Here is a 13,764-nt window from a genome sequence, read left to right as displayed (position 1 = left end):
ATTCACCCCACCAGCGCAGTCAGTTCACGGGACTTGTCGGTCGACAGTGCCTTGCCCTCGCCGTCGAACATCCGGCCGTCGACCGGGTCGAACGCGAGCACCATCCGCGCGCCGCGATCGATCGCGCGGGGAGCACGGGACGAGTCGAACGTGGACACGCGCGCGTGCAACTCCCGGCGTCTCGCGTCGGGTGCGGCCGCCGACAGCATGACGTCGAGGTGCAGGCCGCCGAACTCGACGTCGTCGACATGCACCGCGATGCCCGCCTCGCCGGCCCGCAGATCGTGGGCGTCGGAGACCAGACGCACCTTCTCCGGCCGGACCCTCAGGACGAAGTCGCGGGTGCCGGCGGCCGCCCGAGGTTCGGCCCCGATGAGTTCGGTGCCGTTCGCGTACCAGCGGCCGTCGACGTACTCGCACGGCAACCGGTTGGACATCCCGGTGAAGCCGGCGACGTACTCGTCACCGGGCTCCTCGAACACCTCACGGGGAGTGCCGATCTGCACGATGCGGCCCGATCTCATGATCGCCATGCGGGTGCCGAGGGCGAGCGCCTCGCTCTGGTCGTGGGTGACGAAGACGGCGGTGAACGGGGTGCGCTGGTGCAGATCGTGCAGCTCGGCGCGAACCTGGTCGCGCAGCCGGGCGTCGAGGTTGCTCAGCGGTTCGTCGAACAGCACCAGGTCCGGCCGGGCGACCAGCCCGCGGGCGAGGGCGACGCGCTGCTGCTGTCCGCCGGAGAGCTCGGCCGGAAGCCGGTCGAGCAGGCGCTCGCAGTCGACCAGCGCAGCGGTCTCCTCGACGCGACCACCGCGCAGTTCGTCCTGCATCCTGCGGGACTTCAACGGATAGGCGATGTTCTTGCGCACCGACATGTGAGGCCACAGTGCGTAGGACTGGAACACCATGCCGATGAACCGCTTGTCCGGAGTCAGGTTCACGCCGCGATCGGCGTCGAACACCACCTGGTCGCCCAGGGTGATGGTGCCGCCGACGGGCTGTTCGAGGCCGGCGAGGCACCGCAGGGTGGTGGTCTTGCCGCAGCCGCTCGGGCCGAGCAGGACGAGGAACTCGCCGTCCTCGATCTCGAGGTCGAGATGGTCCACGGCGACGGTGGGCGGCTTGCCGTCGAAGTTCTTGAGGAGCTGACGAACGGATACGTGGGACACGGGAACTCGCTTTCTGACCGGGCTGGGTCGGGGTGTTACGACGAGAGGGCGACCGCGGGGCGCGGGACGGTGTCCGGGTCCACCCGCGCCTGGCCGTCGGCGGTCAGTTCGTAGAGGCGCTGAGCATGGTCGTCGCCACTGCCCCAGAGCACCGCGTTGGTCAGGGCCCGGCGATAGTAGCGGTGAGCGGTGTGCTCCCAGGTGAACCCGATCCCACCGTGCACCTGGACGTTGTCGGCGGTGGTCCGCGACGCGGCCTCGCCGCACACTATCGCGGCGATGGCTGCGGCCTCGGCCAGATCGTGGTCGCTTCCCGCCTCGACAGCCCAGACAGCATGGGCTACAGCAGTTTCCGCGAGCTCGAGTGCGACGGCGGCTTCCGCCAACCGGTGCTTGACGGCCTGGAATCCACCGACCGCACGGCCGAACTGGACGCGGCTGCCGGCGTAGCCGACCGCATCGTCGAGGGTGCGTCGGGCGACGCCGAGGCTGTCGCAGGCCAGCGCGACGAGCGCACGGTCCCGGAGCCGACTGATCGACGCGTTCGGGTCCACCAGGACCGCCGGTGCGCGGTCCGCGGTGACCGTCGACAACCCTCTGGTGGCGTCGGTCGTCGGCATCGGTGCACGCGACAGTGCCTCGGCGGCAACCGCGTACAGGCCGGTCACCCCGTTCGGGGACGACGCGAACACGAGCACGACGTCGGCGCCGAGCGCGTCGACGACGAACGACGCGGTGCCGGTGAGCACGACGGTGTCTCCCGTCCCGTCGGCGCGGAAGTCGACGTCGGTGTCCGCGGTCGGCACCACGGTCGTGACGATCGTCCGGCCCGCGGCGATCCGCCCGAGGTGGTCGTCGGCCACCGCGGACGCGGGGGCGTCCGTGAGGGCGGCCGTGGCGACCACCGCGGAGAGGTACGGCACCCGCGACAGTTCGGCTCCCAGGACGGCGAGCACGGCCGCGACGTCGGCAAAGGAGGCTCCGAGTCCGCCTCGGTCCTCGGGAACGGCGAGGGCGCCGATGCCGACCTCCCCGGACAGTAGTGCCCACAGGTCCCGATCGAACGGTCCGTCACGGTCGACTCGCTCGGATCGTCCGTCGGCGGGATCGATCCGGTCGACGGCCGCCTCGACCGTCGAGACGAGCATCGCGCGGTCGGCGCGGTCGGCGGGTGTCGTGCCGAGAATCATGGTGCAGCCCTTTCTGCGATGGTCGCGCTGCCGGAGGTCAGTCCGAGGAGGGGAGCGGTCGCGGCGCGGTCAACTCGAGGTTCACGCCGTCGACGGTGAGCGGACCGAGCCCGGGTGTCACGCAGAGCACCTCGACGCCCGCTCCGGAGTACCGCTTGCCGATGACCAGCGGTGTCCCGCCTGCCGGATTCCGCGGTGGTGCGGTGTCGGTCACCGCGCCGGCCACGGACATCGGTGCGCCTCCGCAGAGGAGCGGGCCGTCGCTGTCTCCGATCTTGACGACGATCACTTCGGCGTCGGACACCGAACTCTTCAGACGTTCGCCGACCTTCATGGGGTATTCCTTTCCGATGCCGGTCCTGTCGGGGCCGGCCTGGTGCGTGTTGGCTACTGGCTCGAACCGAACATCTGCTCGAACTGGCTGCGGAAGGCGACGGTGTCGTCCGCGGTGACGGTGCGGCTGCTGGTCCAGATGTTGTCCGCGGACGTGGTCGCCGTCTCGATGTCCGGAAGCACCGCCCCGGCGCGATTGGCGATCGCGGTCTGGCCGGCCTTCGTGACGAGGAAGTTGGAGAACAGCTGGGCGGCGTTGGGGTGCGGGGCCTTTGCCGTGACCCCGGTGAGGAACGGGGCACCGAACACCGGCGACGCCAGCCCGAAGTCGACGGGCGCACCCTTCTCCTTCTCGGTGGTCAGGGGGAGTGTGTATGCGGCAGCGGCGATCTCGCCGGACGTGAGCGCCTGCGCGATCGCCTGCGCCCCCGTGTAGGTGCGTGGCTTCTGCGCGGCGAGCTTCGCAACGTAGTCCGGGGCAACCGTCTCGTTCAGGTAGTCGTAGAAGTCGACGATAGCGGCCGAGATGGGCAGGATCACACCGATCTTGCCGCCCGCGAGTTCGGGGGCGAGCAGGTCCTCGTACCCGGACAGACCGTCCGGAACGCGGTCGGTGTTCCACCCGTAGGTGAGCACGGCCGCGGACGAGGTGAAGATGGTGCCGTCCCGGAGGAACTTGTCGGCGTCGAATTCGGGAGCCGAGAACGCCGGGCCGGTGACGGGTACGTAGTAGTTCTGGGCCAGACGCTCGGCGACCCACGGCTTCGCGGCCGACGCCACGACGTCCGCCACCTGGTTCCCGGTCGCCTCCTCGGCGGCCAGCTTGGTCTGCAGGTTCGCGTCGTTGTCGCGCACGATGTCGACCTTGATGCCGTACGCGGATTCGAAGGCGGACGCAGCGGTCTGGAGGTTGTCGGTCGCCTGACCGGAGTAGTAGGTGACCGAGCCTTCCTCCTTGGCCTTGTCGATCACCGCCTGCCACGAGGAGTCGCCGCTGGGGCCGAGGTCGTCGGCCGAGACGTCGACCGTGTCGCCGGAGCCGCACGCGGCGGCGGCGAACGTGACTGCGGCAACGCCGAGGCCGGCCAGAACGCGCCGGAAGTTCGTGATTCTCATCGAGGGGGCCTTTCCGGAATCTGCTGGGGGATGTGGTCACCGCTGTGGTGCGGGGTGGGCGGCGCGTGCCTCGCGCCAGGTGAGGCCGCGATCCGAGCGGGGCTCGGGCGGCAGGCCGAGGACCCGCTCGGCGATGATGTTGCGCTGGATCTGGTCGGTACCCCCGGCGATGCTGTAACCGGGCGCACCCAGGACGTGGGCGTTCCACGTGAATGTCCCCGGGACACCCGTGTCGGCGACCAGGTCGCGGCCCAGGATCGCCCGCGCCGCCGCCGACACCGCCGTGAGCTTGTCCACCCACTGAACCTTGCGGATCGACCCGACCGCACTCGGCGCCGCGCCACCCTCGCGGGACTGCCGATCGAGCAGCGTGTCGACCCGGGCAAGTTTCTGCCGCAGGTACACCCGGGCCATCAGGTCCCGCACCCGTGGATCGGTGTCGCGGCCGAGTTCGATTGCGGTGCTGATCAGTTGGGAGAACTGACCACCGATGCTGCTGCTGTCCGATCCCCCTTCGCGCTCGAAGGCGAGCGTCGTCAGAGCGACACCCCATCCCTTGCCGACCTCGCCGAGGCGGAGGCGGTCGGGGATGCGGACCTCGTCGAGGAACACCTCGTTGAAACTGGTGCCGCCGGACATCTGACGGATCGGACGGATCGTGACCCCGGGAGCGTCGAGCGGAACCAGGAACGCCGTGAGGCCCGCGTGTTTCGGCTGGTCCGGATCGGTGCGAGCGATCAGCTCACCCCACCCGGCGAACTGGGCTCCCGATGTCCACACCTTCTGCCCCGTGACCACCCAGTCGTCGCCGTCACGGACGGCGCGGGTCGACACGTTGGCGAGGTCGGAACCGGCGTCCGGTTCGGAGAACAGCTGGCAGGCGAGAAGGTCTCCGCGCAGCATCGGGGGCAGGAAGCGCTCCCTCTGGTCCGCGGTGCCCAGCAGGTGGATCGTCGGGGCCACGAGATGCCTGGTCACGGAGAAGAGTTCGTGGGGCCGAAGCGGGCAGTGCTCGTTCTCGATCCGGGTGAACGTCTCCGCGAACGTCGAGTCCACTCCGCGCCCGCCGACCTCGACCGGCCAGTCCAGCGCCGCATAGCCGGCGTCGAACTTTGCGCGTTGCCATGTCCGGTGCTGGTCGAGGAGGCTCCTCTCCTCGTCGAAGTCCATGTCGTGGAAGACCGCGACATCGTAGGGGTCGTCGACCCTGTCGAACCCGAGCCGGGCCGCGGTGGCGAGAACCCACTCGCGTGCCTCGGATTCGAACGCGGAAAGTGGCATCGTTCCTCCGTAGGGCTGGTGGAGCGGCGGGCGCGGCCGCTCAGACGTCCAGGTTGTAGAGCTTGGCGGCATTGTCGTGCAGGATCTTCCGGGCATCCCCCTCACGAAGATGCCCGAAATTCCTGCGGAGGTAGTCGTCGGGTCGTTGCGCATCCGACGCGGGTCCCGGGGACATCGACGTCGGGTGCGGGTAGTCGGTCTCGTACAGGACGTTGTCCGCGCCGATCTGGTCGATTGCGCTGAGGGCGGAGGCCTGCTCGAACCAGAAGCAGCCGTAGATCTGCCGCTTGAAGTACTCGCTCGGCAGCAGTTCGTAGTTCGGGTGCTCCCTGTGCACCCCGCTGTTGCGCCACTGCCAGTCCATGCCCTCGAGCGCGAACGGCATCCACCCGATCCCGGACTCGACCGACACGAACTTCAGGTCGGGGAACCGGTCGCAGATTCCGCCGAAGATGAGCTGCGACAGGGTCCGTGCGTTGTCCATGAAGAAGGAGATGCCCATCATCGCGTAGTTCGCGGCGACGCCGTTGCTCTCGTGGCCGAAGCCGCTGAGATCGACCTCGCCGGAAGCGATGTGGAAGTTGATCGGCAGCTTCTTCTCCTGCGCGGACGCCCACAGGCGGTCCCAGTACGGGTCCGTGAGCATCGGGAGACCGAACGCCGCGGGGTTCTGGGTGAAGACCAGCCCCTTGTGTCCGGCGGCGGCGACGCGCTCGACCTCGGCGAGGGTGGCCTCCATGTCCCAGAAGGGCAGGATGCCGACGGGGATGTAGCGCCCGGGTGCGAAGTCGGCCCACTCGGTGAGGTAGTCGTTGTACGCCCTGACGCAGGCGATCTGAAGTTCGTTGTCGCCGTTGGACTGCAGCGTCTTCGAACTGAAGACGGCGACGTTCGGGTACAGGACCTGGGCGTGGATGCCGTACTCGTCCATGAGGGTCAGGCGCTTGGCCGGATCCCAGGACCGGGGGTCGGTGTCGGTGAATCGGGGCGGGCAGTTCGGCGGGTACTCGTGCCAGCCGGCCATCGCGGGGGAACCGACGGCGCTCATGCGAGTGCCCGACACGAACCAGGCCTCGTCACCGCGCTCGTCGTCCCAGCGGACGTGGGGGACGAGGTCGCCCCACTTCTTGGTCGACACCCGGGAGGTCCACAGGTCCGGCGGTTCCACGACGTGGGTGTCGGTGTCGATGATCTTGATGTCTCGAAGGTCGTACACGTTTCCTCCTGAAGCGAGGGGCGGTGGTGGACGGGTCACGCCTGGGGCGGGAGGGCCTCGCGGGCGGAAGCTCTAATATTCGAATATTAGAGGGATTTAGGTCACAGTGGAAGGGTTGTTGAGATTTCAGTCACTACCGCGTGCGGACATGTCGGACTCCGGCCGGCGCGCCGCGGCGGAAGACGAGGTCAGTGCCTCACTTGACGGCGCCGGAGACCTTCAGCGCGATGATCTCCTCCCAGCTCAGGCCGTGTTCGAGGAGAACCTCCTCCGTGTGCTCCCCGTGCGCCGGAGCGGGGGTGAGGGCCGGAGCCTCGCGGTCGAACTGGACCGGCGCGGTGACCAGGTTCAGCGACCGGCCATTCGGGTAGTCGACGGGATGCACGTAACCGTTCTCGACGGCCTGTGGATCGGTGACCACGTCACCGGGCCGGCGGAAGACGTCCCACTGACCCTCCTGCTTGCCGAGGATGTCGACCCATTCGGCGAGGGGTCGCTTCTCGAACGTCGCGGTCAGTTCGGCAGCGCACTCGCGTGAGTTCTCCGCCCGGGCGTCGAACGTCGCGAACCGCGAATCGTCCACCAGGTCCGTGCGTTCGATCGCCTCGCACAGGCCGGGCCAGTACTTGTCGCTCTGCAGCAACGCGAGATGGATGTACCGATCGTCGCTGGTGCGGTAGATGTTCGACACCGGGTTGACCGGCGCGTCGCGGTTCGGATAAGGCAGTTCGAGCTCGCCGATCAGCTGAGCGCCGACGATGGTCGGCTGCATCGCCCATGCGCCGACCGAGAGGAGGGACGCGTCCACGACGGTGCCCTCCCCGGTGCGTTCGCGGTGCAACAGGCCCGCCGCGATGCCGCCGGCCAGGGCCATGCCGCTCTGGACGTCGCCGAACCCCGGTCCGGGCATGTTCGCGGGCCAGTCGAGGTCGTCGGGTGCGATCGAGCCGGCGGCACCCGAACGTGCCCAGTAGGTGATGCCGTCGAATCCGCCCTTGTCGCTCTCGGGGCCCTCGGGACCCTGAGCGGTGCCGCGTGCGTAGACGATGCGGGGGTTCCGGGCGGTGATGTGCTCGACGTCGATGCCGAGCTTCTGCCGGGCGTCGGGCAGGAAGTTCGTCATGAACACGTCGGCGTCGTCGATCATCTTCATGAGCAGTTCGTGTCCGTCGGGGTGCGCGAGATCAATGGCGACACCCCGCTTTCCGCGGTTCGAGACCTCCCACAGACCGGACATGCCGTCGACCTGGCCTGGCACGCCCCATGCCGCGGTCGTGCGCATCGGGTCGCCGAACGACGCGTGCTCGACCTTGATCACCCGGGCGCCCCAGTCGGACAGGATGGCCGCGGCGGAGGGGACGAACGCGTACAGCGCGACCTCCACCACCTTGATTCCGTTCATTGCCTTGGTCATTGGAGTCTCCTTGACTCGGTGTGGAGAAGGGATCAGTAGAGGGATTCGCCGCCGTCGACGACCATGTTGGTTCCTGTGACGAAGGCGGATCCGGGTGAGAGGAGGAAGAGTGCGGCCTCGGCCATGTCGGCGGGTGTTCCGGCCCGGCCCATCGGGACGGTGGCGGCGCGCTCGTCGAATAGTGAATTGCGTTCCTGGGAAAGGGGAGTGGCGGTGATACCGGGGGACAGTGCGTTCACGCGGACGCCGGTTCCCGCGAGTTCGTACGCCGCGACGCGGACGAGCTGGTTGACGCCCGCCTTGGACGCTGCGTACGGGGCAACTCCGGTGCGTGCCCCGAGCGCGCGGATGGACGAGGTGACGACGATCGAACGGTTGGCGTCGGGGGTGCCCGCCATCCGGCGCGCGGCGGCCTGGACGCAGAGGAACGTCCCGGTCAGGTTGAGGTCGATCGTGCGCCGCCAGTCCTCGAGGGTCAGATCGAGGAACGCGGCAACGGAGCCGCTGCCCGCGTTGGCCACGAGTCCGTTGAGGACGGGGAACTCCTCGTCGACCTGGTCGAACAGCTCGTCGACCGATTCGGGGTCACCGACGTCGGCGGTGATCGAGACGATGCGTTGTCCGGCATCGGCTTTGGTGCGAAGCTCCGCGGCTGTGCGAGCGAGGACCTCGGCGCGGCGGGCGGCGAGCGCGACGGTGGCGCCGGCCTCGACCAGTCGAGTGGCGATGCCGTGTCCGATGCCTTCGCTGGCGCCGGTGACGAGAATGTTCTGACCGAGGAGGGGCTGGGTGGTGGCCATCAAGAACTCCAAACTGTATGAAATATCCGCATGTTTTGGAGGGTGTGGGGATGCGCGAGATCGACACGGGTGACGCGTGCTACGGGGCGTCGCGGCGGGAAGTGGTGTCCGGCGGATTCGGCCGGGTCGACCTCACTTCCAGTCGACGCGGTCCCGGGCGATCGTGGGATTCTCGCCGAGAACGATGGTGACCGATTCCCGCATGTGTGCGATCGCGAGGTCGCGCGCGGCGACGGCGTCGCCCGCCAGGACGGCGCGGGCGATCTCGGCGTGCTGCTCGTCGAAGGCGTCGCGTTCCATGTCGCTCCACTCCGTGGCGTGGTATCCGAGGGCGCGGTCCGAGTACAGGTGGGCCAGCGCCGATGCCATCAGTGCGACGGGATAGTTGCCTGCGAGTTGACGAAGGGAGTCGTGGAAACCGAGGCTCTCCTCGATGAATTCCCGGTTGGAGGCGGCGTCGTGGTCCTCGGGTTCGAGTCCGCGGAGCACGTCGGGGTCGACGTCACCGCGGGCGACCTTGTCGGCCGCCATCGCGGCCGTGAGGCCTTCCATCTGGACGACAGCCTCGATGACCTCGGCGAAGCGGATGTCGTTCGCCTGCAGGTACATCGACATGGTGTCGCCGAAGGCGGCACCGGTCGGCTCGGCGACACTGGGGCCGCCGCCCAGTCCCTGGCGAACGGTGACCAGGCCCTGCACCTCGAGCAGTCGGAGTCCCTCGCGGACGGAGGCCCGGCCGACCCCGAAGTTCTTCGCCATCTCCTGCTCCGACGGCAGGGAGGCGCCTGGGCTCAGCCCGTCGTCGGCGATGGTGCGTGCAACCAGGCGCGCGACGGTGCGCGACACCTTCTCCCCCCGGGTCGCGGCGATGGCGCGTCGGGTGGCGAGGTTCCTGATCGGGTCTTCCCCCGCCGGCTTCGCCATCTCGTCCCTCGTTCTCACTCGTTGCACAGGTCACCACGCATCCGGGTCCGGGGACACGTTATGCGAATCCCCAAGCTTAGTGGGCGAGGCCGGACGTTTCCGTCGACGTCGCCCCGGTCTGGTCGGTGTCGTTCGTCAGCGGCCCATTGCGGTTCGCCCTCCGTCCACGGGGAGCAGCACCCCGGTGGTGTAGCTGGCCGAGGGTCCGGCCAGGTAGAGGGCGGCCCCGACGATCTCGTCGGGACGCCCGACGCGCCGTGCCGGCAGATGGACCATCTCGCTCGCCACCACCTCCGGGTCCCAGGCCGCCGCGATGTCGGTGTCGAACGCACCGGGCAGGATCGCGTTGACCCGGACGTTCGGCCCGTACTCCTGCGCAAAGCCCTGCGTCATGATCTCGAGCGCCGACTTGGCGGCGGCGTAGGGCAGCTCGCTCGGCATGGGCCGCTTGGTGGCGATCGAGCTGATGTTGATGATCGAGCCCCCGCCGGCGGCGGCCATCCGCGGCGCGATGACGGACATCAGGCGGAACGCGCCCTTGACGTTGACGTCGAAGACCTTGTCGTACAGGGCCTCGGTGACGTCGGGGAGGCTGTCGTAGACGGGCGCGATACCGGCATTGTTGACGAGGATGTCGATGCGGCCGAACTCTGCCTGGACGAGATCGGCCAGCTGTTCCTGGGCATCCCACTCGCCCATGTGGCACGCGAACCCCACCGCGCGCCGACCCGTGTCGGCCTCGATCTCCTTGGCGGTGGCCTCGCAGGCGTCGAGCTTGCGACTGACGATCGCGACGTCGGCACCGGCAAGTGCGAACGCCCGTGCCATCTGGCGGCCGAGCCCCCGGCTGCCGCCGGTGACCAGGGCGACCTGCCCGGCGAGGGGTGTCGCATCGTCGATGTGTTCCGGCATGTTGTCTCCGATTCTCTCCGCGGTGCCGGGCCTCGTGCGGGCGACACTCGCGCTGGTCTCGTGGGGCCGTAGCCGTGCCGGTCCTGTGACGCTCGACCGGTTCTCCTCGGCTCGTGACATGCGCCACATCGGCCTGTACGTTGAACTTACCAACTACACGAAATATTGCAATGTTTTCTTGTCGCCTATTTCGGCGGCCGTCCCGGGAGGAACCCATGAGCGCCTCACTGCCGTACACCGCCATCGTGACCGGAGGGACCGGTGGACTCGGCTCCGCCGTCACCGAGCATCTGTTGGAGCGTGGCTGGCGCCTCGTCGTACCCTGGTGCCTGGAGGGCGAACTGGACCGTGTCCCAACGCATCCCGACCTGGAGCTGATCCGTGCCGACCTGTCCGACGAGAAGGATGTCGAGGCCGTCGTCGCTCTCGCCACCAAGGACGAGGAGCGGCCCCTGTTCGGTCTCGTCAACCTCGTCGGGGGATTCGTCTCCGGACACCGAGTCCACGAGACCCCGATCGAGGTTCTCGACGCCCAGCTGTCGATCAATCTCCGGATCGCCTACGGCGTGGTGCAAACCGCACTTCCGCACCTGATCCGCGGCGGCGGTGGCTCCGTGGTGTGCATCGGTTCGGCCGCCGCGGTGCGGCCCTTCCCGGGTGCCGCGACCTACATCGCCTCGAAGGCCGCGGTGGCCGCGCTGGTCGAGGCACTGGCCGTCGAGTACGCCGGGGACAACATCCGGGTCAACGGGTTGCTCCCGACGATGATCGACACCCCGGCCAACCGGGAGGCGATGCCGGAAGCAGACCGGACGAGTTGGGCCCGGCCGTCCGACATCGCCGAGGTGATCGCGTTCCTCCTCTCCGACGCCTCCCGGGCGGTGACGGGCGCGTCGATTCCCGTGGCCAACACCGCAGGCTCTCGCTGACGCCGAGTACGAACACGGGGTGTGGGCCGGAATCTCCTTCCGGCCCACACTCCGTTCGTCGTCATCGGTCAGCGAGGAGCTCCAGAGCACGCCGGGCGAGCGGTTCCACGAGTTCCCCGCGCTGTCCCATGCGTTTGTCCGAGGTCTCGCCCCGCACGAAACGGGCGTACAGCTGCTGCAGGATGACGACGGTCTTCCAGCAGCCGAATGCCTCGTACCAGGCGATCTGTGACAGATCCAGGTCGCTTCCGGCCGCGTAGCGCTCGACGACCTCGGCCCGGGCGGGCAGGTCGAGCCCGTGCATGCCGGGAACCGCGACGAACGCGGCATCCGAATCCGGCGGGACCGTTCGGTCGGGCCAGTAGTTCAGCAGGGTTCCGAGGTCGACGAGGACGTCGCCCGTGGTGGCCATGTCCCAGTCGAAGACCGACTTCACCCGGTCGGGGTCGCCGGGTGCGAACTGGCAGTTGTCCACCTTGTAGTCGTTGTGCACGATCCCGGCCCGCTGGGAGGCGGGAGTCGCGGCACGGATCCGCCGGCCCACCTCCTCGACGATCTTCGCGGTCTCCGCGGACGGAGCGTGTTCGGCGACGCCCTCCCACCGCGACGACCAGCCCCGCACCTGGCGTTCCAGATAGCCCTCGGGGCGGCCGAGATCGGCCAGGCCGCACGACGCGGGGTCGACTGCGTGCAGGTCGGCGAGGCCGTCGACGACGGCCAGGCCGATGCGGCGCCCGGCCTCGGGCAGATCCGCCATCGACTCGGGTACCGCGTCCCACACGACGATGCCCTCGCGGTACTCGGAGACCAGGAATTCCGCACCGATCACCGAGTTGTCGCCGCAGTACAGCACGGCGTGGGGTGCCCGGTCGTACCGTTCGTGCAGGCGGGAGAGCACCCGGTACTCGCGGCCCATGTCGTGGGCCCCCGGCGCGATCCTGCCGAACGGGGGACGGCGCACCACCAGCCGGCGGTCACCGACACTGACGCAGTACGTGAGATTCGCCGAGCCGCGCGGGAACTGGAGTACCGAGAACTCTCCGTCGAGGCCCTCGACGTTCGCCCGCAGGTGTGCTGCGAGGGCGGGCCAGTCGAGTTGCTCTCCGTCGCGCACCGGGGCGATCTCGTCGCACGGCTCGCCGGCGACCGCCGAGTCCGCGCCGGACATCACCACGTTCCCTTCGGCGCCAGCCCGAACTTCTCCCCGGCGTTCGCATCGAGTACGGGGAGATGGACGGACGGGAACAGTCCCGGTGCCGGCTGTGCCGCCGCGAGCAGCTGCTTCGCGATCTGCTGCTTGTGCAGCTCCGTCGCGCCGTCCGCCAGGCCCATGTGGTAGCTCTCGAGCAGCCACTTGCCGAAGGGCATCTCGGTGGAGATGCCGAGGGAACCGTGCAGCTGAATCGCCCGCGACACAACACTGTTCAGGACCTTCGGCATCACCATCTTGACCGCGGAGATGTCGGCGATCACCTTTTTGTAGTCCCGCAGATTGTCGATCTTCCACGCGGTACGCAGCACCAGCAGCCGGAACTGTTCGAGCTCGACCCACGACTCGGCGATCATCTCCTGCACCATCTGCATGTCGGACAGGCTCTTGCCACGGGTTCGGCGCGAGACCGCACGCTCGAGCATCATGTCCAGCGACGCCCGGACCAGGCCGACGGTGCGCATCGCGTGGTGGATCCGTCCGCCGCCGAGCCGCGTCTGCGCGACCGCGAAGCCGTTGCCCTCCCCGCCGAGCAGATGGTCCGCCGGGACGCGGACATCGGTGTAGCGGATGTACGCGTGCGTGCCCTCGGACTCCGAGTGCCCCCAGACGCCGACATTGCGGACGATCTCGATGCCCGGCGTGTCCGACGGCACCACGAACATCGACGCGCGGCGAGTCCGCGGGGCCTCGGGATCCGTCACGGCCATCACGATGAGGAACGACGAGAACCGGGCGTGGGAGGAGAACCACTTCTCGCCGTTGATGACGTAGTGATCGCCGTCGCGGACGGCGCGGGTGACGAAGCTCGTCGGATCGGATCCGCCCTGGGGTTCGGTCATCGAGTAGCACGACACGATGTCGCCGTCGATGAGCGGACCCAGATAGCGGGCCTTGAGTTCCGGTGTTCCGTAATGGGCGAGGATCTCCGCGTTACCGGAATCGGGTGCCTGGCACCCGAACACGACCGGTCCGCTGTGGGTGCGCCCGAGGATCTCGTTGAGCAGCGCGAGCTCGAGCTGCCCGTAGCCCGGTCCGCCGAGGTCGGGGCCGAGGTGGCACGCCCACAGCTCCCGTTCGCGCACCTTCTCCTGCAGCGGTTTGATCAACTTGTTCCGGGTGGGATCGGAGACGTCCCACGCGTGCTCGACGATCCGGTCGACGGGTTCGACCTCCTCGGTGACGAACCGGTCGACCCAGTCCAGCTTCTCCTGGAACTGGGGGTCGGTTTCGAAATCCCATGCCATTGCGGTCTCCTAGAGTTCGGGTC

At 68.5% G+C, this 13,764-nt stretch carries 13 protein-coding genes; 1 reads left to right on the top strand and 12 read right to left on the bottom strand.

Going from position 1 to position 13,764, the window contains the following annotated elements:
• Positions 1–2: 2 nt before the first annotated feature.
• From ACFYVR_RS17435 to ACFYVR_RS17390, 10 genes are all read right to left on the bottom strand, one after another.
• A complete protein-coding gene (locus ACFYVR_RS17435) occupies positions 3–1,169 on the bottom strand; it encodes an ABC transporter ATP-binding protein (RefSeq protein WP_387475297.1) in 1,167 nt (388 codons plus the stop codon).
• 35 nt (positions 1,170–1,204) lie between these two features.
• Positions 1,205–2,359, bottom strand: a complete 1,155-nt coding sequence (locus ACFYVR_RS17430; protein ID WP_387475295.1) for an acyl-CoA dehydrogenase family protein — start codon at positions 2,357–2,359, stop codon at positions 1,205–1,207.
• Positions 2,360–2,396: 37 nt separating this feature from the next.
• A complete protein-coding gene (locus ACFYVR_RS17425; RefSeq protein ID WP_387475293.1) occupies positions 2,397–2,693 on the bottom strand; it encodes a hypothetical protein in 297 nt (98 codons plus the stop codon).
• 53 nt (positions 2,694–2,746) lie between these two features.
• Positions 2,747–3,808, bottom strand: a complete 1,062-nt coding sequence (locus ACFYVR_RS17420) for an ABC transporter substrate-binding protein (protein WP_387475291.1) — start codon at positions 3,806–3,808, stop codon at positions 2,747–2,749.
• 36 nt (positions 3,809–3,844) lie between these two features.
• Entirely contained in the window at positions 3,845–5,089 is a 1,245-nt protein-coding gene (locus ACFYVR_RS17415; protein ID WP_387475289.1) for an acyl-CoA dehydrogenase family protein, read from the bottom strand.
• Positions 5,090–5,129: 40 nt separating this feature from the next.
• A complete protein-coding gene (locus ACFYVR_RS17410; protein WP_387475287.1) occupies positions 5,130–6,305 on the bottom strand; it encodes an amidohydrolase family protein in 1,176 nt (391 codons plus the stop codon).
• 196 nt (positions 6,306–6,501) lie between these two features.
• Positions 6,502–7,719 (bottom strand): CaiB/BaiF CoA transferase family protein, encoded by a 1,218-nt coding sequence (locus tag ACFYVR_RS17405; protein WP_387475285.1) that lies wholly within the window; start codon positions 7,717–7,719, stop codon positions 6,502–6,504.
• A 32-nt stretch (positions 7,720–7,751) separates the two neighbouring features.
• On the bottom strand, positions 7,752–8,519 hold the full coding sequence (locus ACFYVR_RS17400; protein WP_387475283.1) for an SDR family NAD(P)-dependent oxidoreductase: 768 nt from the start codon (positions 8,517–8,519) through the stop codon (positions 7,752–7,754).
• A 132-nt stretch (positions 8,520–8,651) separates the two neighbouring features.
• Positions 8,652–9,443 carry a FadR/GntR family transcriptional regulator gene (locus ACFYVR_RS17395; RefSeq protein ID WP_387475281.1) on the bottom strand — a complete coding sequence of 264 codons (792 nt, stop codon included), beginning with the start codon at positions 9,441–9,443 and terminating at the stop codon, positions 8,652–8,654.
• Positions 9,444–9,578: 135 nt separating this feature from the next.
• A complete protein-coding gene (locus ACFYVR_RS17390) occupies positions 9,579–10,355 on the bottom strand; it encodes an SDR family NAD(P)-dependent oxidoreductase (RefSeq protein ID WP_387475279.1) in 777 nt (258 codons plus the stop codon).
• Positions 10,356–10,570: 215 nt separating this feature from the next.
• Here ACFYVR_RS17390 and ACFYVR_RS17385 point away from each other — a divergent pair, with 215 nt between their 5' ends.
• On the top strand, positions 10,571–11,284 hold the full coding sequence (locus tag ACFYVR_RS17385; protein ID WP_387475277.1) for an SDR family NAD(P)-dependent oxidoreductase: 714 nt from the start codon (positions 10,571–10,573) through the stop codon (positions 11,282–11,284).
• Between the two features lie 61 nt (positions 11,285–11,345).
• Here ACFYVR_RS17385 and ACFYVR_RS17380 read toward each other — a convergent pair whose 3' ends face one another.
• Both ACFYVR_RS17380 and ACFYVR_RS17375 read right to left on the bottom strand, forming a co-directional pair.
• The gene (locus ACFYVR_RS17380) at positions 11,346–12,452 is read right to left on the bottom strand and encodes a phosphotransferase family protein (RefSeq protein WP_387475275.1); all 1,107 of its coding nucleotides are present in this window, start codon (positions 12,450–12,452) and stop codon (positions 11,346–11,348) included.
• Entirely contained in the window at positions 12,452–13,741 is a 1,290-nt protein-coding gene (locus ACFYVR_RS17375) for an acyl-CoA dehydrogenase family protein (RefSeq protein ID WP_387475273.1), read from the bottom strand. The genes ACFYVR_RS17380 and ACFYVR_RS17375 overlap by 1 nt, the downstream gene beginning before the upstream one ends.
• Between the last annotated feature and the right edge of the window lie 23 nt (positions 13,742–13,764).

It is taken from the genome of Rhodococcus sp. NPDC003318 (genome assembly GCF_042879035.1).
In the GTDB taxonomy this organism is placed as follows: Bacteria; Actinomycetota; Actinomycetes; order Mycobacteriales; family Mycobacteriaceae; genus Rhodococcus_G.
This window is presented reverse-complemented; position numbering and strand designations above follow the sequence as displayed.

What these genes read in the sequence shown, in the direction of transcription:
- ACFYVR_RS17380 (WP_387475275.1), bottom strand. Translation starts at nt 12,452, where the DNA reads ATGTCCGGCGCGGACTCGGCGGTCGCCGGCGAGCCGTGCGACGAGATC.
- ACFYVR_RS17395 (WP_387475281.1), bottom strand. Translation starts at nt 9,443, where the DNA reads ATGGCGAAGCCGGCGGGGGAAGACCCGATCAGGAACCTCGCCACCCGA.
- ACFYVR_RS17430 (WP_387475295.1), bottom strand. Translation starts at nt 2,359, where the DNA reads ATGATTCTCGGCACGACACCCGCCGACCGCGCCGACCGCGCGATGCTC.
- ACFYVR_RS17390 (WP_387475279.1), bottom strand. Translation starts at nt 10,355, where the DNA reads ATGCCGGAACACATCGACGATGCGACACCCCTCGCCGGGCAGGTCGCC.
- ACFYVR_RS17415 (WP_387475289.1), bottom strand. Translation starts at nt 5,089, where the DNA reads ATGCCACTTTCCGCGTTCGAATCCGAGGCACGCGAGTGGGTTCTCGCC.
- ACFYVR_RS17375 (WP_387475273.1), bottom strand. Translation starts at nt 13,741, where the DNA reads ATGGCATGGGATTTCGAAACCGACCCCCAGTTCCAGGAGAAGCTGGAC.
- ACFYVR_RS17405 (WP_387475285.1), bottom strand. Translation starts at nt 7,719, where the DNA reads ATGACCAAGGCAATGAACGGAATCAAGGTGGTGGAGGTCGCGCTGTAC.
- ACFYVR_RS17420 (WP_387475291.1), bottom strand. Translation starts at nt 3,808, where the DNA reads ATGAGAATCACGAACTTCCGGCGCGTTCTGGCCGGCCTCGGCGTTGCC.
- ACFYVR_RS17400 (WP_387475283.1), bottom strand. Translation starts at nt 8,519, where the DNA reads ATGGCCACCACCCAGCCCCTCCTCGGTCAGAACATTCTCGTCACCGGC.
- ACFYVR_RS17385 (WP_387475277.1), top strand. Translation starts at nt 10,571, where the DNA reads ATGAGCGCCTCACTGCCGTACACCGCCATCGTGACCGGAGGGACCGGT.
- ACFYVR_RS17425 (WP_387475293.1), bottom strand. Translation starts at nt 2,693, where the DNA reads ATGAAGGTCGGCGAACGTCTGAAGAGTTCGGTGTCCGACGCCGAAGTG.